At 66.7% G+C, this 25,588-nt stretch carries 24 protein-coding genes and 1 tRNA gene; 12 read left to right on the top strand and 13 right to left on the bottom strand.

What is annotated here, in order from left to right; all coding sequences use genetic code 11:
• Window positions 1-51: 51 nt before the first annotated feature.
• Window positions 52-127, bottom strand: a tRNA-Thr gene (locus C8D95_RS09200).
• Between the two features lie 41 nt (window positions 128-168).
• A complete protein-coding gene (locus tag C8D95_RS09195) occupies window positions 169-1,830 on the bottom strand; it encodes an ABC transporter permease (protein ID WP_109759022.1) in 1,662 nt (553 codons plus the stop codon).
• 54 nt (window positions 1,831-1,884) lie between these two features.
• Here C8D95_RS09195 and C8D95_RS09190 point away from each other — a divergent pair, with 54 nt between their 5' ends.
• The 4 genes from C8D95_RS09190 (at window position 1,885) to C8D95_RS09175 (ending at window position 5,846) form a co-directional block, all read left to right on the top strand.
• Window positions 1,885-2,778 (top strand): hypothetical protein, encoded by an 894-nt coding sequence (locus tag C8D95_RS09190; protein ID WP_146202988.1) that lies wholly within the window; start codon window positions 1,885-1,887, stop codon window positions 2,776-2,778.
• Between the two features lie 73 nt (window positions 2,779-2,851).
• Window positions 2,852-4,270 (top strand): homospermidine synthase, encoded by a 1,419-nt coding sequence (locus C8D95_RS09185; protein WP_109759021.1) that lies wholly within the window; start codon window positions 2,852-2,854, stop codon window positions 4,268-4,270.
• Between the two features lie 137 nt (window positions 4,271-4,407).
• On the top strand, window positions 4,408-5,328 hold the full coding sequence (locus tag C8D95_RS09180) for a hypothetical protein (protein WP_146202987.1): 921 nt from the start codon (window positions 4,408-4,410) through the stop codon (window positions 5,326-5,328).
• An 86-nt stretch (window positions 5,329-5,414) separates the two neighbouring features.
• The gene (locus tag C8D95_RS09175) at window positions 5,415-5,846 is read left to right on the top strand and encodes a DUF6841 family protein (protein WP_109758872.1); all 432 of its coding nucleotides are present in this window, start codon (window positions 5,415-5,417) and stop codon (window positions 5,844-5,846) included.
• A 27-nt stretch (window positions 5,847-5,873) separates the two neighbouring features.
• Here the strand turns inward: C8D95_RS09175 and C8D95_RS09170 are convergent, their stop codons facing one another.
• Together C8D95_RS09170 and C8D95_RS09165 are read right to left on the bottom strand one after the other, a co-directional pair.
• The gene (locus tag C8D95_RS09170) at window positions 5,874-6,404 is read right to left on the bottom strand and encodes a dihydrofolate reductase family protein (protein WP_109758871.1); all 531 of its coding nucleotides are present in this window, start codon (window positions 6,402-6,404) and stop codon (window positions 5,874-5,876) included.
• Window positions 6,405-6,501: 97 nt separating this feature from the next.
• Complete coding sequence (locus C8D95_RS09165) at window positions 6,502-7,941, bottom strand: SGNH/GDSL hydrolase family protein (RefSeq protein WP_109758870.1); 1,440 nt, start codon at window positions 7,939-7,941, stop codon at window positions 6,502-6,504.
• Between the two features lie 161 nt (window positions 7,942-8,102).
• Here C8D95_RS09165 and C8D95_RS09160 point away from each other — a divergent pair, with 161 nt between their 5' ends.
• Together C8D95_RS09160 and C8D95_RS09155 are read left to right on the top strand one after the other, a co-directional pair.
• Window positions 8,103-9,158 carry an alpha/beta fold hydrolase gene (locus C8D95_RS09160; RefSeq protein WP_109758869.1) on the top strand — a complete coding sequence of 352 codons (1,056 nt, stop codon included), beginning with the start codon at window positions 8,103-8,105 and terminating at the stop codon, window positions 9,156-9,158.
• A gap of 123 nt (window positions 9,159-9,281) precedes the next feature.
• The gene (locus C8D95_RS09155; RefSeq protein ID WP_109758868.1) at window positions 9,282-10,325 is read left to right on the top strand and encodes a class I SAM-dependent methyltransferase; all 1,044 of its coding nucleotides are present in this window, start codon (window positions 9,282-9,284) and stop codon (window positions 10,323-10,325) included.
• A 4-nt stretch (window positions 10,326-10,329) separates the two neighbouring features.
• Here C8D95_RS09155 and C8D95_RS09150 read toward each other — a convergent pair whose 3' ends face one another.
• Window positions 10,330-11,037, bottom strand: coding sequence for a DUF899 family protein (locus C8D95_RS09150; RefSeq protein ID WP_109758867.1), 708 nt, complete (start codon window positions 11,035-11,037; stop codon window positions 10,330-10,332).
• Window positions 11,038-11,182: 145 nt separating this feature from the next.
• Window positions 11,183-11,440 carry a DUF2312 domain-containing protein gene (locus tag C8D95_RS09145; RefSeq protein ID WP_109758866.1) on the bottom strand — a complete coding sequence of 86 codons (258 nt, stop codon included), beginning with the start codon at window positions 11,438-11,440 and terminating at the stop codon, window positions 11,183-11,185.
• A 119-nt stretch (window positions 11,441-11,559) separates the two neighbouring features.
• On the opposite strand from C8D95_RS09145, the gene C8D95_RS09140 reads away from it, so the two are divergent.
• Entirely contained in the window at window positions 11,560-11,775 is a 216-nt protein-coding gene (locus C8D95_RS09140) for a hypothetical protein (RefSeq protein ID WP_109758865.1), read from the top strand.
• Window positions 11,776-11,781: 6 nt separating this feature from the next.
• Here C8D95_RS09140 and C8D95_RS09135 read toward each other — a convergent pair whose 3' ends face one another.
• From C8D95_RS09135 to C8D95_RS09105, 7 genes are all read right to left on the bottom strand, one after another.
• Window positions 11,782-13,872, bottom strand: a complete 2,091-nt coding sequence (locus C8D95_RS09135; protein WP_109758864.1) for an enoyl-CoA hydratase-related protein — start codon at window positions 13,870-13,872, stop codon at window positions 11,782-11,784.
• Between the two features lie 56 nt (window positions 13,873-13,928).
• On the bottom strand, window positions 13,929-14,111 hold the full coding sequence (locus C8D95_RS09130; protein WP_109758863.1) for a hypothetical protein: 183 nt from the start codon (window positions 14,109-14,111) through the stop codon (window positions 13,929-13,931).
• A 164-nt stretch (window positions 14,112-14,275) separates the two neighbouring features.
• On the bottom strand, window positions 14,276-15,301 hold the full coding sequence (locus tag C8D95_RS09125; protein ID WP_109758862.1) for a FliM/FliN family flagellar motor C-terminal domain-containing protein: 1,026 nt from the start codon (window positions 15,299-15,301) through the stop codon (window positions 14,276-14,278).
• Between the two features lie 67 nt (window positions 15,302-15,368).
• Entirely contained in the window at window positions 15,369-18,053 is a 2,685-nt protein-coding gene (locus C8D95_RS09120; protein WP_109758861.1) for an ATP-binding protein, read from the bottom strand.
• Between the two features lie 5 nt (window positions 18,054-18,058).
• Window positions 18,059-18,340, bottom strand: coding sequence for a hypothetical protein (locus tag C8D95_RS09115; RefSeq protein WP_109758860.1), 282 nt, complete (start codon window positions 18,338-18,340; stop codon window positions 18,059-18,061).
• Window positions 18,340-18,726 (bottom strand): response regulator transcription factor, encoded by a 387-nt coding sequence (locus tag C8D95_RS09110; protein WP_109758859.1) that lies wholly within the window; start codon window positions 18,724-18,726, stop codon window positions 18,340-18,342. The genes C8D95_RS09115 and C8D95_RS09110 overlap by 1 nt, the downstream gene beginning before the upstream one ends.
• A 63-nt stretch (window positions 18,727-18,789) precedes the next feature.
• Window positions 18,790-20,109, bottom strand: a complete 1,320-nt coding sequence (locus C8D95_RS09105) for a helix-turn-helix domain-containing protein (RefSeq protein WP_109758858.1) — start codon at window positions 20,107-20,109, stop codon at window positions 18,790-18,792.
• Between the two features lie 222 nt (window positions 20,110-20,331).
• On the opposite strand from C8D95_RS09105, the gene C8D95_RS09100 reads away from it, so the two are divergent.
• The 5 genes from C8D95_RS09100 (at window position 20,332) to C8D95_RS09080 (ending at window position 25,573) form a co-directional block, all read left to right on the top strand.
• Window positions 20,332-21,684 (top strand): substrate-binding protein, encoded by a 1,353-nt coding sequence (locus tag C8D95_RS09100; RefSeq protein ID WP_109758857.1) that lies wholly within the window; start codon window positions 20,332-20,334, stop codon window positions 21,682-21,684.
• 97 nt (window positions 21,685-21,781) lie between these two features.
• A complete protein-coding gene (locus C8D95_RS09095) occupies window positions 21,782-22,813 on the top strand; it encodes a branched-chain amino acid ABC transporter permease (protein WP_109758856.1) in 1,032 nt (343 codons plus the stop codon).
• A 3-nt stretch (window positions 22,814-22,816) separates the two neighbouring features.
• On the top strand, window positions 22,817-24,034 hold the full coding sequence (locus tag C8D95_RS09090) for a branched-chain amino acid ABC transporter permease (protein WP_109758855.1): 1,218 nt from the start codon (window positions 22,817-22,819) through the stop codon (window positions 24,032-24,034).
• 12 nt (window positions 24,035-24,046) lie between these two features.
• Complete coding sequence (locus C8D95_RS09085) at window positions 24,047-24,805, top strand: ABC transporter ATP-binding protein (protein WP_109758854.1); 759 nt, start codon at window positions 24,047-24,049, stop codon at window positions 24,803-24,805.
• A gap of 12 nt (window positions 24,806-24,817) precedes the next feature.
• Entirely contained in the window at window positions 24,818-25,573 is a 756-nt protein-coding gene (locus C8D95_RS09080; protein ID WP_109758853.1) for an ABC transporter ATP-binding protein, read from the top strand.
• Window positions 25,574-25,588 lie beyond the last annotated feature (15 nt).

The raw sequence follows: 25,588 nt of genomic DNA, 5'->3' as shown, positions 1-25,588 counted from the left end.
GGCGCGGAAGGCGGTGACCTCCGCTTTAAGAAATGGCTAAAGCCAAGAAAGTGGTGCCCCCAGAGAGACTCGAACTCCCGACCCCCTGATTACAAATCAGATGCTCTACCAGCTGAGCTATAGGGGCACCGTGCCGCTCACATAGCAACGCGCGCGCGGTCGGGCAAGCTACCGCGCGCGGACCATGTCGCGGGCGACGAAGGCCACGGCGGCGAGGCTCGCGGCGATGATGAGCATGGCGGGCGGCGCGGCCTCGGCGATCTTCTCGAGCGACGCCTGCTCGTGGGCGCGGGTGGCGAGGGTGTCGAAGTTGAAGGGACGAAGCAGCAGCGTCGCCGGCAGTTCCTTCACCGCGTCGACGAAGACGAGGAGGAGCGCCGTGGCGACGGACCCCCGGATCAGCGGCATCTGCACGGCCCGAAGCGTGCCTCCCGGAGACCGCCCGAGCGTGCGCGCGGCCAGCGGCAGGCTGGGCGAGACCCGCCCGAGAGCTGCGTCGGTCGCCCCCTGCGCGATGGCGAAGAAACGGACGGCGTAGGCGTAGATGAGGACCGTGGCGCCTCCCGTCAGCAGAAGGCCGGGATCGCGCCCGGTCAGCGCGAGGATGCCGTCGGCGAGCGCGTTGTCGAAGGCGGCGAGCGGGATCAGAAGCCCGAGCGCCAGGACGGCCCCGGGCGCGGCATAGCCGATCGTCGTCGCAGGCAGGACGACCATGGGCAGCGTGCGCCCCGACAGCCGCATGCCGTAGACAAGAAACAGCGCCGCGGTGACGGTCACGACCGCCGCGCCACCACCGACGACGAAGGTGTTGAGGACAGCGCGCGCGAGGCCGGGCGTGATCCAGCCTCCCTCCTGCGTCAGGGCGTGCTGGCCAAGCACCGCGACCGGCAGCACGAACCCTGCGAGGAACGGCAGCGCGCAGGCCACCGTGGCGATCCATCCCCTGACTCCCGGCAGGTCCTGCGGCTCGATCCTGTGCTCGCCCCGCGTCATGCGGTGAAAGCGGACCCTCCGGCGGCTCGCCTTCTCGATGGCGACGAGGGCGAGGATCATGGCGAGGATGACGCAGGCAATCTGCGCGGCACCACCCGCGTTCCCCGCTTCGAGCCAGACCGAGAAGATGCCCGTCGTCAGCGTCTGGACCCCGAAGAAATCGACAGCGCCGAAGTCGTTCACCGTCTCCATCATCACGATGGCCGTGCCCGCTGCGATGGCCGGGCGGGCCAGCGGTAATGCGATGGTGCGGAACCTTCGCCACGGGCCTGCGCCAAGCGCGCGGGCGACGTCGTGGGCGCGCCCCGACTGTTCGCGGAAGCCCGCCGTGGCGAGGAGGTAGACATAGGGGTAGAGCGAGCCAGTTAGGACGAAGATCGCCCCGTAACGCGATCTGATGTCGGGGAAAAAGTAATCCCGCGCGCTGGTCCATCCGAACGCTTCCCGCAGCGCTGTCTGCACGGGACCGGCGTACTCGAGAAAGTCCACCAGCGCATAGGCCCCCAGGTATCCTGGCACCGCCAGCGGAAACAGAAGCATCCAGCGCAACCAGCGCACTCCGGGAAAGCGGTAGGACACCACGAGCCAGGCCGCCCCAGTCCCGATCGCCGCCGACAGTGCGCCCACGGACAGCATGATGACGACCGAGTTCGTCAGGTAGCGCGGCAGCGTCGTCGAGACGAGATGCCCCCAGATCGGCGCCGTCGGATGCAGCGCGATCCAGGCGACCGACAGGATCGGCATCAGCACGAGCGCCGCGATCACGGCCGCGCCAACCGACCAGACGTCGGGGCGCAGGCGGAGACGGCGCAAAGTCCGAGCGTTTTGGTCGGTCATCATCGCATTCGCCTAGCTCGAAATTGGTTCCCCTGTCCAGTCGCGCGGTCTATCGTGCCGCCCAAGAAACGTGGGCAGTCGATGCAGGTCATCTTCCATCTCGGTGCGCATTGCACGGACGGCGGTCTGTTGATCCGCTCGATCTTGCGGAATCGCGCCGCCCTCGCAGCCGAGGGCATCGGCGTGCCGGGGCCGGGTCGCTATCGCGAGTTGATCGGCGAGGTCTCGACGACGCTGCGCGGGTCCGCCGCCGACACCGACACCGAGGACATGCTGCTGGAAGCAATCCGCGACGACGACACCGCGGTCCGCGTCGTCCTGTCGAACGAGAACTTCCTCTGCCGCGTCGGCGTCGTCCTGGCGCAGAACGGGCTATACCCCAAGGCCGAGAAATCGTCCTGGCTGCGCCAATGCCTGCCCTCGCACGAAGTGGAATTCGCCCTCGCCATCCGCAATCCCGCGACATTCGTGCCCGAGGCGCTCGCGGCCGCTGGCGAGGGTCACGGCATTCTGGAAGGCCTCTCGCTCGGCGACCTCATGTGGTCGGAGGTGATCGCCGACATCGCGGCCGCGAACCCCGGCGCGCGCATCGTCGCCTGGTGCCACGAGGACACACCCTTCATCTGGTCCGAGGTCATGCGCGAAGTGACGGGCCACGATCCCTTCACCAGGCTCGAGGGCGGCTTCGACATGCTCGACACGATCATGTCCGAGGACGGGATGACGCGGCTCACCGACTTTCTCGCCGAACGCGAGATCGAGAACGAGACCAAGCGCCGCCGCGCCATCGCCGCCTTCCTCGAGGCGCACGCCCTCCGCGACGAGATCGAGACCGAGATCGACCTGCCGGGCTGGACCGAGGACACCGTCGCTGCGCTGACCGAGCTCTACGAGGAAGACGTCGCCCGCATCGCCCGGATGCAGGGCGTGACCTTCATCTCGCCGTGAGGGTCTGGCGGGACCGGCGGTTGGACTCGCCCGCCCGCAATGATAGGTCGGTTTCTCAATGGAGACCGCGCCCATGACCGCCTACCCGAACCACGGACGCATCGACGGACCCATCGTGATGATCGGCTTCGGCTCCATCGGGCGCGGCACCCTGCCCCTCATCGAGCGGCATTTCGAATACGACGCGCGCCAGATCTTCGTCATCGAGCCGAACCTCGACGACCACACCTTCCTTGCGCAGCGCGGCATCCGTCATGTCGAGGAGGCCGTGACGCGCGACAACTACCGCGCCCTGCTCTCGCGCCTCTTTCCCGACGGAAAGGGCTTCTGCGTCAACCTTTCGGTCGACACCTCGTCGCTCGACATCATGAAGCACTGCCGCGAGTTGGGCGTGCTTTACATCGACACCGTGGTCGAGCCCTGGGCCGGCTTCTACTTCGACACCACCGACAACGCCGCCCGCACCAACTATGCCCTTCGCCAGGCCGTGCGCGACGAGAAAGCCCGCAACCCCGGCGGCCCCACGGCGGTCTCCTGCTGCGGCGCGAACCCCGGCATGGTCTCGTGGTTCGTGAAGGACGCGCTGATGACGCTGTCCCGCGACACCGGCCGCTCGGATCCCATGCCGCACACGCGCGAGGGCTGGGGCCGGTTCATGCAGTCGCTCGGCGTCAAGGGCATCCACATCGCCGAGCGCGACACCCAGAAATCCACCCGCCACAAGCGCATCGGCACCTTCGTCAACACCTGGTCGGTCGAGGGCTTCGTCTCGGAAGGTTTCCAGCCCGCCGAGCTGGGCTGGGGCACGCACGAGACCTGGATGCCCGAGGACGCGCATTCCCACGCCACCGGCTGCCGCGCCGGCATCTGGATCGCGCGCCCCGGCGCCATCACCCGCGTCCACACCTGGTGCCCGACGCCTGGGCCGCAGTTCGGCTTCCTCGTCACCCACAACGAAGCGATCTCGATCTCCGACCACTATACCGTCGGCGACCCGGCCCGGCCCGACTATCGCCCGACCTGCCACTACGCCTACCACCCCTGCGACGACGCGGTGCTCTCGCTGCACGAGACCTTCGGGTCAGGCCGCATCCAGGCGACCCAGCACATCCTCGACGAGAACGAGATCACCGAGGGCATCGACGAGTTGGGCGTCCTTCTTTACGGCCACGAGAAGAACGCCCTCTGGTACGGCTCGCGGCTCTCCATCGAAGAAACCCGCGACCTCGCCCCCTTCCAGAACGCCACCGGCCTCCAGGTCTCCTCCGCCGTCCTCGCCGGCATGGCCTGGGCGCTCGAGAACCCCCAGGCCGGCATCGTCGAGACCGACGAGATGGACCACCTCCGCTGCCTCGAGGTCCAGCGCCCCTACCTCGGCCCGGTCGAGGCGCACTACACCGACTGGACGCCCATCTCGGAGCGCTGGACCAAGTTCGACGAGGAGATCGACGAGGCCGACCCCTGGCAGTTCAAGAACGTGCTGGCGAGTTGACGGGAGCGCACGTGGTCTCGCGCACCAACTGCCATAAAATCGCCCCCTGCCAACGATAGAGCGGCCGCATGACCGCGATGCGCACCGCTCACATCCTTTGTCTTGTGCTCGGCGGGGCGGCGTTTCTAAGCCTCGCCGTGCTGTTCGGGCGCGGCACGATGGTCGGACAGGTCCAGCTCGGAACGTTCTGGGCGGCGATGCTCCATGCCATCTGGCTCGGCATGGCGTTGGCCCTGATCCTGCCGCATCGCTCGATCCCTTGGGTTCAGGGACTGGCAGTCTGGCTGGGACGGGGGGCCGCCTTTTTCCTAATGACGCTGTCGATGCTGCTATACCTGCTTCTGGTTCAAATCGCCGGCATCTCGATCTGGATCGAAGTCGCGCTCGGCTTCGCCTTCGCTCTGACATTCCTGGTTCCGGGGCTTGTCTTTCGAAACCTTGTCATTGACCCGGAGAAAGATCGCTTGCTGGGACGCGGCGTTCTCGGTCAAGGCGTGCGTGAGGAACTTCAGGCGGCTTCGAAGCCGACCAGACGTCTTTTTCTGGGACTTGAGTTCGTGTTCATACTGGGAATCGTTTCCCCGTTCTTTGGGTTCCGAACCGTTCCCAGCCAGTTCTGGGCCAGCTTGTCCGTGGCGGCGACATTGGCCACCACCGCTGCGTTCGTCTCACTTTTTTACGCTCTCTCGGTCCGATGGGCGCGCAGGACCATTCCGCGAAACGTGCGCGCTTCCACCTACTTCAGTCTTTGTATGCTCCTCTTGAGCTCCATTCCCTTGGCGGCTTTCTCTTATTTCTTCTTTGCGTCGCTGGTGCCCGTGGCCGCAGCTGCCGCTTGGGGAAGGGACTATTCGGAAGTTGCCACGATCTCTTCTATCAGCCTGAACAGGTCGAGATGTCGGGAGAGCATCTCGGTCCACCTCGAAACCGGAAGCGCGACCTTCTGCCACCTCTCGCGGAGGCTTTCTCGGCCCCTGTCCGTCGGAGACAGGATCGTGCTGAGCGGCCATGCTACCGAGTTCGGCATTTGGATCAGGGACGTCGACGTCGCGGACTGAGAAACACCTCCGACAACATCTGCTTGTCGCGTTGCCTGCCCGCCCCATGTACTCTCCCCTTGAGAACTCTCGAGAAGACGAAGCGCATGGAAACCGCCGTCCGGACACTCTTCGACCGCTACGAGGCCTTCTTCAACCGGTCGCTCGCCGGCGACTTCGATCCCGATGAAGTTGACCGCCTCTACGCGTCGGAGTTCATCGGCGCCTCGCCCGCAGGCGTGATGACGGGGAAGAACGACGAGAGCCTCCGCAAGGCCATGCTCGACGGCTACGAGGCCTACCGGACGATGGGGACGAAGCACATGCGCCTGCGCGGCCTTCGCATCACGCCGGTGGACGAGCATCACTGCGTCGCCCACGCCGCCTGGACCGCGACCTATGCCCGCGACGATCTACCCGAGACGGCGATCGACTTCGATGTCCATTACCTCGTCCAGACGCTGAACGGCGAACCGAAGGTCTTCGGCTGGATGGCGGGCGACGAGCAGGCCCTGCTGAAAGGACACGGCATCCTCTGATCGCCACCCTGTCCCAGGGAACCGCACCTACTCCGGAACGTACGTCAGCCGGATCGCCTCGCCGCCGATCCGCTCGCTCGCCACCAGGCGAAGCTTTGGACGCGGTCCCGCGAAGAACGGCTTGCCTCCACCGAGGACGACCGGGTGAAAATAGAGCCGGTATTCGTCGATGAGGCCGAGTTGCCCGAGGCTATCGGCCAGGATCGTGCCCGAGACGTCGATCTCGCCCGAAAGCTCCGATTTCAGGCGCCGGATCGTGTCCTCGATGTCGTCTGACAGGAGCGTGGCGTTGGGGCCGACCTCGGTCAGGGACCGCGACACCACCCACTTGTGCTGCGTCCGCCAGGCCTCCGCGAAGGCGCGCTCGTCCTCGCCCCAGCCGGGCTGCTCTTCGTCCCAATAGCGCATGATCTCATAGATGCGCCGTCCGTAGATGCTGCCGCCGGCCTCGCGCACCTGGTCGATCCAGTGCCGGAAGAGCGTGGCGTCGGGCGCGAAGCCTTCGTGGTCGACATAGCCGTCCAGCGACAGGTTCATTCCGAACACGAACTTGGCCATGCGGTGAGACTCCCTTTGGGATTTCCTCACCCTAGCGCGCCCCTCCGCGTCGCGTAAGTCCGACCGCGCCGTACCTGTGCCGCGCCAACGCGTTCCGCTATTGGCGATGATCGGTCAGAAGGACGCCCATGATGCCTGCCGCGCTCTCGGGCGCGAGAACGAAGTCCAGGACGTGCTCGCCGCCACCCGTGTTCACGAAGAGCGTCGTCATGTAGAATTGCGTCACACCCCCAGATCCCACCGCCGCCACGTCGTCGCAGAGGAACCGGGCGCTGAAGGTCACGGTCAAGGGGTCGGGGATAGGGACGCCCTTCTCGGCGAACAGCCTCGCCGTCGTCCAGTCCGCTTGATCCAGGATGACGCGCCCGGAGCCGGACCGGAAATCGTCGCCCGCGCGACCCGTGCCGTCCGGACCGGTCACGGAGCCCACGACGTCGAAGGCGAAGTCCGAGTAGTCCTCCGAGAAGTCGCGCATCGTCACGCGCCACTCTTCGGGCACAAGGGCGCTTTCCGAACTCACCTTGCGCACCGACGGCCATGGATGATCGGGCAGCGACCCGGTCGGACGCCCGTGGGCGACACAGCTCGGATGCTCTTCTGCCGCCTCTCCGTCGATCCTGATCGACAAGGGCCCCAGGGGCTGCCTAGACACAAGCTCGACGCGGTCGGCGTCGGTCTGAAGCCGGCGAACGCCGGAGGCATCGGACTGCGGCAGCGGAAGCAGTCGCCTGCGGGACGCTCCCTCCGACCGCGCCGTCTGCTGCTCGATGAAGTCGACGAAGAAGTCGGCCATCCATCGACGCCCTTCGTCGTTCAGGTGAAGCCCGTCTTTCAGAACTTCTTCCGGCCGGCGTCCCTCGGCCCGCAGCCGGTCCGTCCAGACCTGACGCACTGGCTGGACCGCGAGATGAAGACGTTCCGCCAGCGCCGGTATGAAGTGGTACGACATGTAATCGCGCCACTTCCCTTGCCTCAGCAGGGGCCAGGAGCGGCACCCTTTGGGCTGCGCGACAAGCAACGTCAGACCGACCTGGCAGCGCGGCTCGGGAATGGTGTCCGCGTGATCCGTCTGGAGGATGATGTCCGCGCCGGTCCGCCTGAGCATTTCGACGACGGTCCGCTCGTAGGCGCGGTGGTCGCCGTAGACGTGAAAGACGATCAGGTCGGGCGAGAGATCGGCCAGATCGGCGGACGCCGTATGGACAAGGTTCTCGGCCGAGAAGCCGCCGATGGATCGATTGTCCCACTGAAAGACCATGTTCGGGTGAAGCCTGGCCAAGTCCGCCATCGCGAGGTCGCCCCAGCCCGAGCCGATGATCGACTGGCCGTAGAACAGGACGCGGAAGGGAACCGTCTCGCCGGAGCGCGCCAGGGCGAAGGCGGCGCGCGTGTTCGCAAGCGCGTCAGGGCTCGCGTTCAACTCCTCGACCGTCACGTCCGAGGTCGGAAACCGCCACGCCTCCACGCTGCTGGCCGCGAAGGCCAACATCCCCGCAAACCCGACGACGATGGCGGAAAAAATGAGGGCGCTTCGCATTCAAGGCTGTATGGGAGCCGCCGTCGGATTTGTAAATTAACTGCGACACTCAGGCTTGCGAAAGGCGCAGCCGGACGCGATTTCGAGGCAGGTCGCGAGGGCGTCCAGCCGAGCCCACACACCGCCTGTATGCCTCGCGCGGAAGTGGTTACACTCGCCCCATGCGACTCCACCAGGACATCGCCTTCTGCACCTCCGAGGACGGGACGCGGATCGCCACCGCCGCCTGTGGCTCGGGGCCGGTCATCCTGCGCGCGCCGCACTGGCTCAGCCACGTCACCTACGATCTCGACAGCCCCGTCTGGCGCCCCTGGGTCGAGGCGATGTCGCGGCACCACCGCTATGTCCGCTACGACCCGCGCGGCTGCGGCCTGTCCGAACGCCATTGCGCCGACCTGTCGCTTGCGGCCTGGCACAAGGACTTCGAGGCCGTCGCCGACACCATCCAAGAAGACCGCTTCGTCCTTTTCGGCGTGTCGCAGGGCGGATCTCTGGCCATCGACTATGCCGCCCGTCACCCCGAGAGGGTCTCGCACCTCGTCCTCTTCAACACTTACGCGGAAGGCGGCCGGACGCGGGCGCGCACCGACGCCGAACGGCTCGAGGCCGAGACGATGGTCAACTTCGTCCGCATCGGATGGGGCCGCGAGAACCCTGCGTTCTGCCAGTTCTTCACCAACCTCTTCATTCCCGGCGGCACGCCAGAGCAGCACCGCTGGTGGGGCGACCTGGAACGCGAGACGGCCTCGCCCGAGGTGGCGGCCGAGACCCTGCGGCAGATGCAGGGCATCGACGTCGTCGACCTCTGCCCGCAGATCCGGGTGCCGACGCTTGTCGTCTCGTGCCGGAACGACATGCGCGTGCCGTTCGAAGAAGGAACCAAGGTCGCGGCCCTCGTCCCCGGTGCGGTCTTCGTCCCCCTCGACAGCGCCAACCACGTCCTGATCCCGGGCGAACCGGCGTGGGAGGTCTTTCACCGCGAACTGGCTGACTTCCTGGGCGACACCCCGCCCGCGGGCGCGGTGCCACGCGATGCGGGGCTGACGGCGGCCGAGGCCGAGGTCCTCCATCTCATGGCCGAGGGTCTCGACAACCGCACCATCGCCGGCCGTCTCGGCAAGAGCGAAAAGACGGTGCGCAACCAGGTCACGGTGGTTCTCTCGAAACTCGGCGTTCACAGCCGCGCGCAGGCGATCGTGCGCGCGCTCAGCGACTAGCGCGTCCGGGACATCCGGCCCACGAGAATTCCGCCGCTCTGGGACACGGGCCTCATGCCATGATGCACGCGAGAGGGCAGGCTGCCTCCACCGGCACTCAAGCCGCGACAGGAGGATACGACGATGCCCCTCGACGAAACCGCACTGAACACCTTCATCCTGCAGATCCTTGGCGATCTCGGCGGCGCCATGAGCATACCCCTCGTCCGGATCGGCGACGCGCTCGGGCTCTACAGGACGCTCGAGCGCATCGGCCCCGCGACGGCCGAGACGCTGGCCGACGCGGCCGAATGCCATCCGCGCTACGTCCGCGAGTGGCTCGCGGCGCAGGCGGCTTCGGGCTATGTCACGCACGAATCCGGGCGCTTTTCGCTTTCGCCCGAACAGGCCTTCGTCTTCGCCTCGCCCGACAGCCCCGCGAACATGATCGGCGCTTTCGATACCGCCGCCGCGATGGTCGAGAACCAGGCCAAGGTGCAGGCCGCCTTCAAGACCGGCAAGGGCGTCGCCTGGGGCGACCAGGCGGGCTGCCTCTTCTGCTCGGTCGCACGCATGTTCAGGCCCGGATACGTCAACGCGCTGGTCCAGCAGTGGCTTCCGGCCCTCGACGGTGTGACGGACCTTCTGACCGAGGGCGCCACCGTCGCCGACATCGGTTGCGGGCACGGCCTCTCGACCATCCTGATGGCGCAGGCCTTCCCGAAATCCACCTTCGTCGGCTACGACTTCCACCCCGGCTCGATCGCGGCGGCCACCGCCCACGCGGCGGCGCACGGCGTCGGCAACGTCCGCTTCGAAGTCGGCCGCGCGCAGGACTTCCCCGGCACCTTCGACTTCGTCACCTGCTTCGATTGCCTGCACGACATGGGCGACCCGGCCGCCGCCGCGACGCACATCCGCTCGGCACTGAAACCCGGAGGCACCTGGATGGTCGTCGAACCCAATGCCGGCGACCGTCTCGAAAGCAACCTGAACCCGGTCGGACGGCTTTACTACTCGGCCTCGACGATGATCTGCGTGCCCACGTCGCTCGCGCAGGAGATTGGGACGGCGCTTGGCGCGCAGGCGGGCGAGGCGCGCATCGCCGAGGTGATCCGCTCGGGCGGCTTCACGAAGGTGCGCCGCGCGGCCGAGACGCCGCTCAACATGGTGCTGGAGGCGACTTGAGCCGTCAGTAGCTCAGCTTCGGATACCAGTCCTCGCCGCGGCCGTCGGGCGTCATGTCGAGGATATTCCAGAGGGGCGCGATATCGACGGCGCCCCTCGGGTCCTGGCCCGGATCCGCCGCTTCGGCCGGCATGTCCGCCGTGTAGAAATAGCGCACCGTCCCGCCCTCCCGGCGGAACACCGCGAAGGCCGGAAACTCCCACCCCGTCTCGGGATCCAGAGCGTTGTGGTCCACCGCATAGTCGTCGCCGACCGTCTGGACGAAATCGAGATCGCGCCACCCGCGTTCCAGCGCGAATGCCGTCTGCCGCTCCACCGTGCTGCGCCCGAGGATCTTGAACGCGGCCCGCTGCTTGATGTCGGCGGCGTTGCCGTTCACGCCCCCGAGGAAGTTCGTACACATCGGACAGGGCCGTTCGCGATCCGGGCCGTACATCCAGAAATAGGTGACGAGGGTATCGTGCTCTCCGAACAGGTCGGCGAGACCCACCTCCGATCCGTTCGCGTCCTTGAAGCGATAGTCCTTCTCGACCACCGGCCCCTGCGGAAGCGCATGCCGCATTTCGGCCAGCCGGGTCAGGTGGCGTCTTGCCTCGATCTCCTCGGCGAGAAGCGCCGTCCGGGCTGCTGCATACTCGGCGCTTTCACCGGGCAGGAGTCCCTTGCGCAACGCGGCGAGGTCCTTCGCGGATTTCAATAGGGCGTCCTTCATGGTGATCTCCCTCAGGGGTCTGCCCGCGAAGGGAGAACGCCGTGTCGCGCCCGCCGTTCCGACGATCCCGCCTCAACTGCGAACCAGCGATGCAGCGCGGTCTCCGGTTCGGCGGCGCCGGGGGGCACCGGCCGATGCCCCGAAGTCACATCCCGAGCGCCTGCTTGTACATCTCGAGGACGGCCTCTTCCTCGGCGATGTCGTCCTTGTCGCGCTTCCGCAGCGAAATGACCTTGCGTAAGACCTTGGTGTCGTACCCCCGACCTTTGGCCTCGGCCATCACCTCCTTCTGCTGGTCGGCGATGTCCTTCTTCTCGGCTTCGAGCCGCTCCCATCTCTCGATGAACTGGCGCAGCTCCTCGGCTGTGACGCGGTAGCTCTGGTCGATGACGCTGTCTTCCATCTGGGGCACTCTCCTTGTCCGGGCCTGCTCGATAGCTGCCCGCCCTGCCTGTCGCAAGGGTTGAAGGCGGCGGCGTCACGGATTACGCCCGTGGCGGACGCACGCAGGCGGAGACGGCGATGGAACTTCTGGTCTGGATCGGCGCGGCCGTGACGCTCGCGGGCCTTGCGGGGCTCGTCTGGTGCATCGTCCTCGTGACGCGCGCCCGCAATGCGGGGCTCGACGACGCGGCGCTCAAGGCCCGGCTGCAAAGGGTCGTGGCGCTGAACCTGGGCGCGCTTCTTCTTTCCGCGCTCGGGCTCATGCTGGTGATCCTGGGGATCATCCTCGGCTGAGAGGCGTCAGTCGTTCAGATCGCCGAAGGTCTTTCCGGACGTCAGAAGATCGTTCAGCACACCGTTCGGAGGCGCAATGCGCGAGCTGACCTGCGCCATCTCGCTCAGGTGACGCGCCACCTCGGCCAGCCCCATGAGATCGGCCGCGAACATCACGCCCCCGGTGCGCCGCGCGAAGCCCAGGCCATGCACCGCCACCATGTCGATGTCGGACGGACGCCTCGCGCCGCCCTCGGCCAGGATCGCAGCCCCCGCCCCGGCCATGGCCGCCACGCAGCGCGCCCGGATCTCGCCGTCGCTCACCTTTCGCGCCTCGATGCCTTTCGCGCTGCGGTCGGCGTCGATCATGTTCTGCACCTCGGGATCCTCGACCCCGGGCTTCCCACGTTCGCGGTAGGTGAAATATCCCCGCCCAGCGGGCATTCCGATGCGCCCCGTCGAGACGAGCACGGCGTCAATGCCCCCGCCCCGCTGACCTTCCAGACCCTGCGGCGCGCCGACGCGCCGGATGCCCGTGACGTCCCGCCACGCGAAGGAGCCGAAGGGCAGACCCCAGTCCTTCAGCGCGGCGTCGATCTGACCCACGCGCGCGCCGTCTTCGAGGCAGAGGTCGGCGGCCGCGTGCAGAGCCTCGGCGATGCGCGTGCCGATCCCCTCGCGGGAGGGGCCGACATCGAGGATCAGCCGGTCGAGCTTCCGCGCCAGCACCCGCGCCGTGGCAAGAGCACGCGGCCCTGTCGACTCGCCCGCCGCCATTTCGGCCAGCCGGTTCTTCTTCAGGCCCGGATAGACGCGCATCCCCACGACGTCCGCCGCGCGGTTGGTCATCTTGGCGACACTCTCGATGTCCACGTTCTCGGCGCCCACGATCAGCACGGCGCCGGCCTTCATCGACGCGTCGAGCGCCGAGACGCGCTTCCGTGACAGCGCCGGAAGGGCGTCGATGACGATGTCGGCCTCGCCGAGGGTATCGAAGCCCGACACCGGCTGCATCCGCTCCAGCACGGCCTCGACGGCGTCTTCCGACATCTGCCCTGCCGCGACGCGCGCGTCGTAGTGTCCGATGATGCGGCCCGAGCCCTCTTCCAAGGCCTCGTCGCTGGCCTCGGCCACCGTGACCGAAAACCCGGCGTCGAGACATTGCACGACGAGTTCCGCCCCGACGGCGCGAGCGCCGACGATGGCGACGCCGTTGATCGGGCGCGACGGCACGCGGCCTTCCCATTTCGTCGCCGCGTGAAGCTTGCGCTCGGCCGAGAAGATGTGGCGCAGCGACTTGGAATGCTCCGAGACGACCAGATCCTCGAAGGCCGCCTGCTCCATTCCGCGCCCGATGTCGTAGGGCAGAAGAAGGGCGGATTCGACGCAGTCGATCATCCGGAGCGGCGCGTCGAGCGGCGAGGCATCGGCGGCGCGGCGGTGCGTGGCCACTGCTTCAAGGAAAGCCGTGCCCTCGCCCAGCCGGTCGCGGCGTTCCGAACTGCGCAGGATTGTCGAGGGACTGCCGGCCAGCCGAAGGGCGTGTCGCACGGCGACGGCCACCGGTTCGCGCGCTTCGATCACGTCGACAAGGCCCAGTTTCTGCGCCACTTCGCCGTTCACGGCCCGCCCGCTTAGAAGGAGCTTCAGCGCCGCGATCCCGCCCACGACCTTGGGCAGCCGCTGCGTGCAGCCCGCGTTCGGAACAAGACCAAGCGTGATGTCTGGCGCGCCGAGCCGGGCGGAGGGGGTAGCGACGCGCAGGTGGGCGGCCAGCGCCAGCTCCAGCCCGCCGCCCAGGGAGGCGCCCTGGATCGCGGCCACCACGGGCTTCGTGGCGGCCTCGATCCGGTCGCAGACGGCGGCGAGGTCGGGGACGTCGTTGGCGGGCGTCTCGTTCAGGCTGGCGCCCGTGGCGAAGGCGCCTTCCGAGCCGGTCAGGACGATCCCGCGGATCGAGGTGTCCGCTTCTGCCTCGTCCAGCGCGCGCATCAATCCGGTGCGCACGTCGGCCGAGAGCGCCGCCGTCGGCGGGTTCTCGATCACGACGATCAGAACGCCATCGCGGCGCTCGCTCTTGACCTTCTGAATCGGAGCGACCTGTTCTTCCCTGCCCATTGGGTGTTCATACGCCAACGGACGGGAAACTCAAGCCGACGCACGGCGCCCAAGGGTCAGACGGGAACGTTGTCCCACATCTCTTCGAGTTCCTCGGTGGTCGCCGGACGATAGCTGGTCGGGAAGGGTACGACGAACGCCCCATCTTCCCTGCTGCTTGTCTGGTCCGGGCGTGCGGCATCGTCCGAGGCGTTCGTTTCCTCGTCGCGGAGGCGGGCCTTCTTCGCTGCTGTCTGCATATTGTCCTCCCAGGGTGTGTCGCTTGTTCGGCGACGTGATGACCGTAGCACGGGCTACGACTAAGGTCGTTAATCCAGATCATTCAAGACAGGATAATGACAGTTGGTGCGCGACATTTGGCCTTACCGGCGGACGGCTGCCTATTTCGCCGTCGCTGTCGCGCTCAGTCGAGCGGCGGCAGGTCCGGGAGGTCGGGCAGATCGGGAAAGTCGGGCAGGTCCGGCAAGTCGGGAAGCCCCGGAAGCTCGGCGAGCCCGGGGAATGGCGTGGCTCCGGCGATGCCGGCAAGGCCTGCTCGTGCGCCCGAGATCGGCGGGCCGGATAGCGCGGCAGCGGCGCCCCCACCCGACGACAGGCGCACCGCCTTCTGGCCATTCAACTGCCCTAGCCGCGCCGTGGCGATCAGCTTGCCCGCCAGCGTCTCAAGCCGGACATTGACCAGCGCCGAAACCGGGATGGGGATGAGGTCGCCCACCCCCAGCCGACGCGCCTGCCCATAGGGATGCGGCAGCCGCGCCAACACCGCAGTCATCGGCGCGGGCACCGTCGCGAGATGCCGCAGCATCCGACCCGGCTGCGGCGACACGACGGTCAAAGGCCGCGGGACGGGCATTGCGAAGAACAGCGTCCCGGTCTTCGCGTCGTCGCCAAGGACGAGATCGACCGACAAGGTGCGGTACTCCACGGGGTCGAGGGCAAGCACCACGTTCCGACGCGGCTGAACGCCATCCATCCTCGCGTAACCGGCGAAGGGCAGAATGTCGGTCAGCCCCGCCTCCTCGGCGGCTTCCAGCGCCGAGCGCATCCAGCGGTCCAGCATCTCGGCCACGACGATGCCATCGGTGCGGGTGGGAATGCGGTCGGGCGGCGCCGAGCGCGTGACGCGGCCCGACATCTGCACCTCGGTCAGGGCGGCCAGAAGGCCGGGCGTCATCAGGCAAAGCCCGCGCGTGTCGCCCGGACCTTTCATCAGGAACGCCAGGTCGAGAGCCGTGAGCCGATCGGTGACAGCGGTCTTCGGCACGGTGCCCAGGGTCACGGCGCCGACCATGAGGTCGAGCCGCAGTTCCCGGTCTGCATCGCGCGGCATCAGCTTGCGCAAGAGCGCCTCGACCGACGCCCCGCCCGGCACCGCGGCGGGTCTTGAAGGCGCAAGCTTGCGCCGAAGCACCGAAGTCATGTCGTTCATCGCCGAGAGCGCCCCCTGTCTGTCCGCTCGAAGCGTCCGGCATCAGGGTTACTATTTGGTTTCCGTCTCAGGCCGCCTCGGCCTGTCGGCGCGGCAGCGTCACGCGGAAGGCGGCCCCGCCCTGCCCCGGCAGATAGGCGATCCCGCCGCCGAGACGATGCATCACCTCGCGGCAGATCGCGAGGCCCAGACCGGCTCCGCCAGCCGCGCGATGGTCCGAGACGCGCGCGAACTTCTCGAAGATCACTGCCTGCGCCTTCTGCGGAATGCCCGATCCGTTGTCCATGAAATCGACGACCGGGCGGCCCTGGCGTTCGCGCACCACGATCCGCAGGCGGGGCGCGTCGGCGTCGCAGTACTTCTGCGCGTTGGCGATGAGGTTGATGAAGACCTGCGCCAGCCTGTCGCCGTCGGTCCGGATCCGCGTGCGCTCGCCGGCCCGGTCGCGGTCGATGGTCATCGCGGGTCCCGGCCCTGCCCGCTCGGTCGCAGCCACCGCGCGGTCGAGGATCGCTTCCAGCGTCCAGTCGGCCTCGTTCAGCGTCACCTGCCCGTTCTCGAGCACCGAAAGGTCGAGAAGGTCGTCCAAAAGCCTCGTCAGCCGGATCGTCTCGTCGTGGATGATCGAGGAATAGCGCTGCCGCTCTTCGGGGGTCATCGTCTCGCCGTGCATGAGGATCTCGCTGAACGACCGGATCGACGTCATCGGCGTGCGCAATTCGTGACTGATCTGGCTGAGGAAGCCGTCCTTCTGCACCGACAGCGCCACCAGCTTGTCGTTCGCCTCCTTCAGTTGTCGCGCGGTCCGCCCCAGCTCCTGGCTCTTGGCTTCTAGCTGGCTGGAATACTCAAGGATTTGCTGGGCTTCGTCGGCGACCTTCATCAGGTCCTCGACCGTGACGGACACCCCGCCCGTGATCTGAAGCAGCATCGCATGCGCCGTCGCGGCCCCGACCGACCCCGCGAGCTTGCGTTCGAGCTTTTCCAGGAACGCCGGGGTCACGTCGGGGATATAGCCGCTCTTGCCCTGGCCTGCGGCCTCGCCCTCGAACAGAAGCTGCGCCTCTGCCGTGCCCAGGAGGCGCTGCGACATCATCAGAAGATCCTCGGCCTCGACAGCGCTTCCCGTCCAGCCCGGCGCTCCCTCGGAGTAGCGGAAGACATTGACGAAGGCCGCGCCCTGAAGCCGCTCGACGGGCGTGGGGAAGGTCAGGACCGAGACGAGGCAGAAGATGACGGCATTGACGAGAAGCGACCAAAGCACCGAGTGGACCACGGGATCCAGGCCTTCGATCCCGAACAGGGCCTGGGGACGCAGCAGCGACAGGCCGAAGGGCCCGTCCGTGAAGACCGACGCCGACAGAAGCCCGGCTTCGCCGAAGCTCGGCAGGAACGAGGTCCAGAGCCAGATCGCGAAGCCCGCCGACAGGCCCGCCGCCGCGCCCGCGCGCGTCGCTCCCCGCCAGAAGATGCCGCCCAGCATCGCGGGCAGCACCTGCGCGAGTCCGGTGAACGAGATGAGGCCGATGGCCGCGAGCGCCGTGCCGCCGCCCGAGAAGACGTAGTAGAGATAGCCAAGGGCCAAGACCCCCGCGATGGACAGCCGCCGCGCCTGGATGACGACGGTCCGCACGTCGCCCGACACCGTCGCCCCGCCCTTCCGGGCGTTCAGCCAGATCGGCATGACGATGTGGTTCGACACCATGGTCGACAGGGCGATGGCCGCGACGATGACCATCGACGTCGCCGAGGAGAAGCCGCCCAGGAATGCCAGCATGGCCAGCGCGTCTCGGTCGTAGGCAAGTGGGATCGTCAGCACGAAGAGGTCGGGGTTGGCGCCCTCGGGCAGCACGTCGAGCCCCACGACGGCGATCGGCACGACGAAGAGGCTCATCAGGAAGAGGTAGAGGGGGAAGGCCCAGCTCGCGATGGCGAGGTGCCGCTCGTCCGAGTTCTCGACGACCATGACCTGGAACATGCGCGGCAGGCACAGGAAGGCCGCGCCCGACAGGAAGATCATCGTCATCCAGCGCGCCGGCCCAGCGTGCCACTCCGAGATCTCCGAGGCGTCGATGGCCTCGAGGGTGGCGCCCGCACCGCCGCCTGCCACAAAGACCACGAAGATGCCGACCGCCAGAAGCGCCACGAGCTTCACGACGGCCTCGACTGCGATGGCGGTGACGACGCCGTGGTGGCGTTCGTTCGCGTCCAGGTTCCGGGTGCCGAAGACGATGGTGAAGATCGCCAGCCCGCCCGCGATGAACAGCGCCGTCTGGGTCAGCGAGTCGCCGTCGGCCCGCACGCCGCCGCCCGCGAAGACGTCGAAAGACAGCGTGACCGACTGGAGCTGAAGCGCGATGTAGGGCGTCGTGCCGACGACCGCGAGAACCGTCACCAGCACGCCCAGAAGGTTCGACTTGCCATAGCGCGACGAGATCAGGTCGGCGACCGAGGTGATGCGCTGTATGCGCCCGATCCGGACGAGGCGGCGCAGCACGGTCCACCAGCCGACCATGACCAGCGTGGGGCCGAGATAGATGGTGACGAATTCCATCCCCGACCGCGCGGCATATCCCACCGCGCCGTAGAAGGTCCACGCGGTGCAGTAGATCGACAGCGACAGCGTGTAGACCGCGGGCGAGCGGATCCACCCCATCCTGCCCCGCGCGGCGCGCTTGTCGGCCCAGAAGGCGACGGCGAACAGAAGAAGGACGTAGGCGAGGCAGAGCGTAACGAGGACGTCGAAGGACACCGGCCTCAGTCCTCGTCGCCGGCGGGCGCGGGCTCGGCGCCGGGATCCGGGTCGCGCATCATGCGGCCAAGGGGCCGCGACATCGCGCCGATGACCGCGATCAGTCCGGCCCAGGTGACGAAGACATAGATCATCGCGCCTGAGGTACGGGTCTCGGTCCCGGGCCACAGCACGGGCACAAGCATCAGGACTGCGCCTATCAGGGGCACGAGGCGCGCGGCGTCCGCCATCCGGCGCCGCCTGTATCCGGCGCGTGCGAGGAACTTCGGATCGCCGGGCCGCGCCATCAGCCCACCAGCTCACGCACGGTCGAGAGGATCTCGCTGTTCGAGAAGGGCTTCGTCATGAACCGGCTGACGCCCAGCTTCTCGGCCAAGTCGCGGTCCTTCTTCTGGCCCCGCGCGGTCAGCATGAGAACCGGAAGCGCCTTGGTCGCCGCGTCCCGTCGCAGATCGTGGAGGATGTCGTAGCCCGAGCGGTTCGGCAGCATCACGTCGAGGATCACGAGGTCGGGCGCGCGCGTGCGGATCGCGGCGAGCGCCGTCTCGCCGTCCGAATGCGTGTCGACCCTCCAGCCGTCCCGCGACAGGATGAAACGGATCGCCTCGATGATGTTCGGCTCGTCCTCGATCAACAGCACCCGTCTTGCGGTCACCACCGATCCTCCCCTCATGCCCTTTGCGGGCCTTTCGCGACTATCGCCTGCGGCGACACTCCTGTCAAAAGCGGAAGCGGGTCAGCCTGCCTCGTCCGGAAGGGCGAAAACGGACGGCTCGCGCCGCGCCGGGCAGTCCGGGACGGCGCAGATGCGGCAGGAGGCGCCGACCTTCAGCGCGGGCCCCGCGTCGTCACCCGGCAGCCGGGCGCGCAAGAGCATCCAGGCCTCGACCACGGCGGGGCCGTCGAAACCGACGGGATAGGCGATGTCCGAGATCGCCTCGGCGTCGAACACACCCTCGTTTCGGCCGCTGACGGCCACGCGCTCGCGGATCAGGGCCATAGGGCGCTGAAGCGCACGGAAGAGAGGCCAGAGCGGACAGGCTGCGCCATAACGCGGCACATCGAAACCGGGCAGCGGCTTGCGGAAGATCAGCGTGCCGGACCCGTCGCAGGCGACGAGGCCCCAAGGCGTACCGTCCGGACAAAGTACGGCGGGCAGCGCTGCGAGGCGGCGGTAGACCGTGGCCAGCGGAACACCCAAGGCCGAGGCGAGGCGCGACGGCTCGGTGATCCTTTCCATCGCTTCGGACAGGCGAGCGGCCGGCAGCGCGCGGGCGTCATCGGCATAGCGCGTGAGGGCCCTGACGGCGAGCGCCCGTCCCGCGGGCGTCGCCGGGCCGTCGGGCGCGCCGATCAGGGGCGCCACATCCGCGTCGGGGTTCTCCTCCAGCACGTCGACGCGCCAGTCCCGCGCCGCAAGCCAGATCTCGACCTCTTCCTGCGGCAGGGTCGCGGCGCGCCCCTCGCTGTCGCCGGCATCGAGATAGGACACCAGCCCCTCGGTCGCGTCGGCCAGTCGCTGGCTGTCCTCGTAGATGTTGCGATGAAAGCGCGCCTGCCACTCGGGCTCGATGTTCTCGCCATTGGCAAGGATGGCGCTGGCCGAGCGGATCGCGGTCACGCTGGACAGAACGCTGTGCATCGACGCCGACAGGAAGGGATCGTGCGTCAGGCGGTCGTCGAGACGCTCGATCACCTGTTCCAGCCGCCGCGCCTCACGGTACTGACGCTCGATCAGCCTGGCCCAGCCGGGAAAGCGGCCCGCCATCTCCTCGGCCCGCTCGCGTTCCGCGTTCGTGTCGGGATACGCACCCGCAGCCGCATCGAGGGCCATGGTCAGCGCGCTTTCGGCGCCTTCGGACAGGATCGCGGGTTCGGCGCCGAGAGCACGCGCGATACGCACCAGAAGCGCCCCGCCGATTTTCCTGCGATTGTGTTCGATCAGGTTGAGGTAGGACGGCGAAATCCCGCAGGCCTTGGCGAGGTCGGCCTGGCGCAGCCCGCGACCGATGCGGTAGTCCCGGATCCGGCTTCCGGCAAGGACCGAGCGAGCCAAGGGTTTCTCCTGCGATTTCAAGCGGCTTCTGCCAGTGCGCGTAAATTACTTTACATTAAACTTCCTGCGCCTGTCTATTTGTTTACAAAAAAATTGCCGAGCCACAGAGACTTATTGAAATGTTTTCCGCGTATCGGCGATAAACGGGGTGCCTTGTAAAGGCCAGACCGCACTGCCCGAGGAGGATCGGGCAAGAGTGGATGCAATCTTGGGAGGATTTCAATGTCGAAGAACGATCTCACGCGCCGTGGCGTGCTGAAGACGGGTGCCGTGGCCGGTGCCGGTCTGGCCGTCCCGACCATCTTCACCGCCGGTTCCGCGCGCGCCTTCACCAACGAGCCCACCGGCTCGAACGTGGTGCTGGGTTTCAACGTGCCGCAGACCGGACCCTACGCTGACGAAGGCATGGACGAGCTTCGCGCTCAGGAGCTGGCAGTCCAGCACCTGAACGGCGAAGGCGACGGCGGCTGCCTTGCCACCTTCTCGTCGAAGGCTCTCGACGGCACCGGCATCCTGGGCAAGAAGGTGACCTTCGTCACCGGCGACACCCAGACCAAGTCGGACGCCGCCCGCGCGGCAGCCAAGTCGATGATCGAGAAAGACGGCGCCATCATGATCAACGGCGGCTCGTCCTCGGGCGTCGCCGTGGCCGTTCAGGGTCTCTGCCAGGAGGCCGGCATCATCTTCATGGCGGGCCTGACCCACTCGAACGACACGACCGGCAAGGACCGCAAGAAGAATGGTTTCCGCCACTTCTTCAACGCCTACATGTCCGCCGCCGCTCTCGCGCCCGTTCTCGAGAAGGCCTACGGCACCGACCGCCGCGCCTACCACCTGACGGCCGACTATACCTGGGGCTGGACCCAGCAGGAGTCGATCGCGGCCTCGACCGAAGCCATGGGCTGGGAAACCGTCGAGAACGTGCTGACCCCGCTCGCCGCCACGGACTTCTCGTCCTACATCGCCCCGGTCCTGAACTCGGGCGCCGATGTGCTGGTCCTGAACCACTACGGCGGAAACATGGTGAACTCGCTGACGCAGGCGGTCCAGTTCGGCCTCCGCGACAAGCAGGTGAACGGCAAGAACTTCGAGATCGTCGTTCCGCTCTATTCCGAACTGATGGCGGCAGGTGCCGGCGCGAACGTGGCGGGCGTCTATGGCTCGATGAACTACAACTGGCAGCTCGACAACGAAGGCTCGAAGGCGTTCGTCAAGTCGTTCGGCGAGAAGTATGGCCGTCCGCCGTCAAACTCGGCACAGACCTGCTATGCTCAGGTCCTGCTCTACGCCGACGCCGTGGCGCGTGCGGGCTCCTTCGACCCCTGTGCGGTCGCCGAGGCCCTGGAAGGCTTCCAGTTCGACGGACTGGGCAACGGCCCGACGCTCTATCGCGCCGAAGACCACCAGTGCTTCAAGGACGTCCTCGTCATGAAGGGCAAAGAGGCGCCAGCCAACGAGTTCGACCTTCTCGAGATCGTCGACGTCACGCCGGTGGCCCAGGTCGAGTATCCCGCCGATCACCCGATGTTCGGCGGCGCCGAGGCGACCCTCGGCGAGTGCAACCCGGGCGCCTGACCGGCACCGCACAGAGGGATCGCGCCACGGCGCGATCCCTTCCGGAACGGCGTCCCTCCACGGGGCGCCCGTCTGAGATTTTCCAGAAGGTGGGGATATGGACGCGATCCTGCTTCAGATCCTGAACGGCCTCGACAAGGGTTCGGCCTATGCGTTGATCGCGCTCGGTCTGACCCTGATCTTCGGGACGCTCGGGGTGGTGAATTTTGCGCACGGCGCTCTGTTCATGGTCGGCGCGTTCTGCGCAATTTTCCTGCAGCGGCTTCTTGGCACCAGCTTCGAGATCATCGACGAGACCCAGAAGGACTTTCTGGGCAACCCGCTGAAGGTCCAGGCCCCCTACATTGAGTACTGGTTCGGAAAAGACATCGGCGCCTCGATCATCGACTGGTCGGTGCCGCTGGCCATCCTGCTGACCATCCCGGTCATGCTCGTCATCGGCTACGTGATGGAACGGGGCCTGATCCGCCACTTCTACAAGCGCCCCCACGCCGACCAGATCCTGGTGACCTTCGGCCTCGCGATCGTGCTGCAGGAGATCATCAAGTACTTCTACGGCGCCAATCCGATCCAGGCTCCGGAGCCATCGGCCTTCAAGGGCTCTGTCGACCTCGGGATGATGCTGGGCTTCCAGGCCAACGCGATCGTCTACCCGATCTGGCGTCTGGTCTATTTCGCCTTCTCGGTTGTCATCATCGCCGGTGTCTTCGCCTTCCTTCAGTTCACTACCTTCGGCATGGTGGTCCGAGCGGGCATGGTGGACCGTGAAACCGTCGGGATGCTTGGCATCAACATCGACAAGCGCTTCACCATCATGTTCGGCATCGCGGCCGCCGTTGCGGGGCTCGCCGGCGTCATGTACGCGCCGATCAACGCGCCCAACTATCACATGGGGATGGACTTCCTCGTCCTGTCCTTCGTCGTCGTCGTCGTCGGCGGCATGGGCTCGCTGCCGGGCGCAGTGCTCGCCGGCTTCCTTCTCGGCATCCTCGAGAGCGCGGCCTCGACCACATGGGCCACGACAACGATCCCCGGGATCAACCAGATCATCATCTACCTGGTCGCGATCATCGTGCTGCTGACCCGCCCGCGTGGCCTCATGGGCCGCAAGGGCGTGATGGAGGATTAACCCATGCTCGGTCTCAACAAACACGACGCGATGCTCTTCGTCATCGTCCTGATCCTGACGCTCCTGGCGCCGTTCCTGCTCAACCCCTTCCCGCAGGGCTCGTCGCTGGCGCAGTTCAACGCAGGATATCCGGACCTCATGCAGCGGTTCGTGATCTACGGCATCTTCGCCATCGGCTTCAACATCCTCTTCGGCCTGACGGGCTATCTGTCCTTCGGACACGCCGCCTTCCTCGGCATGGGCTCCTATGCCGCGGTCTGGATCTTCAAGCTCCTGACCTACAACGTGGTCCCCGCGATCCTTCTGTCGGTGATCGTCGCAGGCCTCTTCGCCCTCGTGATCGGCTACATCTCGCTGCGGCGCTCGGGGATCTACTTCTCGATCCTCACCCTCGCCTTCGCGCAGATGAGCTTCGCGCTGGCCTACTCGGTGCTGTCGAACCCGAAGTTCAACCTGACGAACGGTGAGACCGGCCTTCAGGTCTATTCCAACGATCCGCAGTGGCTGCACCGCGCGTCGCTGCCGGACATGCCGCACCTCTTCGGTCTCTCCGTGCGCTCGACCTATACCCTGCGCATGAACGGCTGGACCTTCGACTTCAACTCCGGCTACTACATCTGCGCCGCGATCATGATCCTCATGTTCTACCTCTCGATCCGGATCTTCCGCTCGCCTTTCGGGATGATGCTGCGCGCGATCAAGTCGAACCAGCAGCGCCTGAACTACACCGGCCTGAACTCGCGGCCCTACACACTTGCCGCCTTCGTCATCTCGGGCATGTACGCGGGTCTCGCCGGAGGCCTTCTCGCCGCGATGGACCCCCTTGCGGGCGCCGAGCGGATGCAGTGGACGGCATCGGGCGAAGTCGTGCTGATGACCATCCTCGGGGGTGCAGGAACGCTGATCGGCCCGGTCCTGGGCGCGGGCTTCATCAAGTACTTCGAGAACATCTTCTCAAAGATCAACGACAACGTCCTGCACCAGTGGTTCGCCTTCCTGCCCGACGGGATGGAGGATTTGATGGTCACGATCGTCCACCCCTTCATCGGAAAGGGCTGGAACCTGACGCTTGGCCTTCTCTTCATGATCGTCGTCATCTTCCTGCCGGGCGGTCTTGTCGAAGGCGGGCAGCGTGTCGGGCGCGTGTTCCGCCGCCGCGACCGCAAGGCCTCGGGCGCCGAGGCCGAAGCTGCACGCCAACGCCGTACCCCGGCCGAGTGAGGAAACAGCGACATGGGCATTCTTGAAGTCAAGGGCGTCAACAAGCGCTTCGGCGGCCTGAAGGCGCTTTCGGACGTGAACCTCTCGGTGCGCGAGAACACGGTTCACGCCATCATCGGACCGAATGGCGCAGGCAAATCGACGCTGCTGAACTGCCTCGTCGGCAAGCTGATCCCGGACACCGGCTCGGTCATGTTCGACGGGCAGTCGGTGCTGGGGCGCAAGCCGCACGAGATCAACCAGATGGGGATTTCCCGCGTCTTCCAGACACCCGAGATCTTCGGCGACCTGACGGTGATGGAAAACATCCTGATCCCGTGCTTCGCCCGCCGCGACGGCGCCTTTCGCCTGCACGCCTTCGAGAACTTCGCGCATGAAAAGGACCTGGTCGAGAAGGCCGAGGCGATCCTCGTCGACGTCAACATGATCGACAAGCGCAACATGCACTCGGCCTCGATGTCGCGGGGCGACAAGCGGCGGCTCGAGATGGCGATGTGCCTCGTGCAGGAGCCGAAGCTTCTTCTGCTCGACGAGCCGACAGCCGGCATGGCGCGCGCCGACACCAACAACACCATCGACCTGCTGCGGGACATCAAGTCGAAGCGGGACATCACGATGTGCATCATCGAGCACGACATGCACGTCGTCTTCTCGCTGGCCGACCGCATCACCGTCCTCGCGCAGGGGACGCCTCTGGTCGAGGACGAACCCGAGAACATCAAGGGCAACCCGAAGGTGCAGGAAGCGTACCTCGGCGAAGCCGCGCACTAGGAGGCAAGGGTCATGCTGGACGAACACACCTTCGACAAGCGCGCGAACAACGCCGCGACCGCGCCCGCCTTCCTGTCGGTCTGGAACATCGAGGCCTACTACGGCGAGAGCTACATTGTTCAGGACGTGTCCTTCAACGTCCACGAAGGAGAGATCCTCGCGCTTCTCGGCCGCAACGGCGCCGGCAAGACCTCGACCCTGCGCACCATCGCGCGGATGGGCAACCCGGAGCTGCGCCACGGCGAGATCTGGCTCGACCACAAGCCGCTGCACAAGATGAAGAACTACGAGGCGGCGCAGGCCGGGATCGCGCTTGTCCCCGAGGATCGGCGCATCATCCAGGGCCTGACCGTCGAAGAGAACCTCAAGCTCGCGCAGATCGCCCCGCCCGTGGGCTGGTCGCTGGAGCGTATCTACGAACTTTTCCCGCGTCTCGGCGAGCGCCGCACGCAGGACGGCTCGACGCTGTCGGGCGGCGAGCAGCAGATGCTGGCCATCGCCCGCGCCCTGGCGCGCGACATCAAGGTTCTTCTCCTCGACGAACCCTACGAGGGTCTGGCCCCCGTCATCGTCCAGGAGATCGCCAAGACCCTGAAGATCATCCGCGACCAGGGCATCACCACGATCATCGTCGAGCAGAACGCGGTCGCGGCGCTCAAGCTCGCGGACCGCGCGGTGATCCTCGACACGGGCCTGGTCGTCTATGACGACTCGGCGCAGAAGGTCCTGGATGACGAGGCGCTGCGCGCGAAGTATCTCGCTATCTGACGGTCCCGAGGGACC

Source organism: Silicimonas algicola (assembly GCF_003148765.1).
Classification (GTDB): Bacteria; Pseudomonadota; Alphaproteobacteria; order Rhodobacterales; family Rhodobacteraceae; genus Silicimonas; species Silicimonas algicola.
This window is presented reverse-complemented; position numbering and strand designations above follow the sequence as displayed.

Excerpts from the sequence above, each read along its gene's own strand:
- C8D95_RS09080 (WP_109758853.1), top strand. The coding sequence starts at position 24,818 with ATGCTGGACGAACACACCTTCGACAAGCGCGCGAACAACGCCGCGACC.
- C8D95_RS09185 (WP_109759021.1), top strand. The coding sequence starts at position 2,852 with ATGACCGCCTACCCGAACCACGGACGCATCGACGGACCCATCGTGATG.
- C8D95_RS09140 (WP_109758865.1), top strand. The coding sequence starts at position 11,560 with ATGGAACTTCTGGTCTGGATCGGCGCGGCCGTGACGCTCGCGGGCCTT.
- C8D95_RS09125 (WP_109758862.1), bottom strand. The coding sequence starts at position 15,301 with ATGAACGACATGACTTCGGTGCTTCGGCGCAAGCTTGCGCCTTCAAGA.
- C8D95_RS09130 (WP_109758863.1), bottom strand. The coding sequence starts at position 14,111 with ATGCAGACAGCAGCGAAGAAGGCCCGCCTCCGCGACGAGGAAACGAAC.
- C8D95_RS09195 (WP_109759022.1), bottom strand. The coding sequence starts at position 1,830 with ATGACCGACCAAAACGCTCGGACTTTGCGCCGTCTCCGCCTGCGCCCC.
- C8D95_RS09115 (WP_109758860.1), bottom strand. The coding sequence starts at position 18,340 with ATGGCGCGGCCCGGCGATCCGAAGTTCCTCGCACGCGCCGGATACAGG.
- C8D95_RS09090 (WP_109758855.1), top strand. The coding sequence starts at position 22,817 with ATGCTCGGTCTCAACAAACACGACGCGATGCTCTTCGTCATCGTCCTG.
- C8D95_RS09135 (WP_109758864.1), bottom strand. The coding sequence starts at position 13,872 with ATGGGCAGGGAAGAACAGGTCGCTCCGATTCAGAAGGTCAAGAGCGAG.
- C8D95_RS09150 (WP_109758867.1), bottom strand. The coding sequence starts at position 11,037 with ATGAAGGACGCCCTATTGAAATCCGCGAAGGACCTCGCCGCGTTGCGC.
- C8D95_RS09110 (WP_109758859.1), bottom strand. The coding sequence starts at position 18,726 with ATGAGGGGAGGATCGGTGGTGACCGCAAGACGGGTGCTGTTGATCGAG.
- C8D95_RS09170 (WP_109758871.1), bottom strand. The coding sequence starts at position 6,404 with ATGGCCAAGTTCGTGTTCGGAATGAACCTGTCGCTGGACGGCTATGTC.
- C8D95_RS09165 (WP_109758870.1), bottom strand. The coding sequence starts at position 7,941 with ATGCGAAGCGCCCTCATTTTTTCCGCCATCGTCGTCGGGTTTGCGGGG.
- C8D95_RS09100 (WP_109758857.1), top strand. The coding sequence starts at position 20,332 with ATGTCGAAGAACGATCTCACGCGCCGTGGCGTGCTGAAGACGGGTGCC.
- C8D95_RS09095 (WP_109758856.1), top strand. The coding sequence starts at position 21,782 with ATGGACGCGATCCTGCTTCAGATCCTGAACGGCCTCGACAAGGGTTCG.
- C8D95_RS09175 (WP_109758872.1), top strand. The coding sequence starts at position 5,415 with ATGGAAACCGCCGTCCGGACACTCTTCGACCGCTACGAGGCCTTCTTC.
- C8D95_RS09160 (WP_109758869.1), top strand. The coding sequence starts at position 8,103 with ATGCGACTCCACCAGGACATCGCCTTCTGCACCTCCGAGGACGGGACG.
- C8D95_RS09145 (WP_109758866.1), bottom strand. The coding sequence starts at position 11,440 with ATGGAAGACAGCGTCATCGACCAGAGCTACCGCGTCACAGCCGAGGAG.
- C8D95_RS09155 (WP_109758868.1), top strand. The coding sequence starts at position 9,282 with ATGCCCCTCGACGAAACCGCACTGAACACCTTCATCCTGCAGATCCTT.
- C8D95_RS09085 (WP_109758854.1), top strand. The coding sequence starts at position 24,047 with ATGGGCATTCTTGAAGTCAAGGGCGTCAACAAGCGCTTCGGCGGCCTG.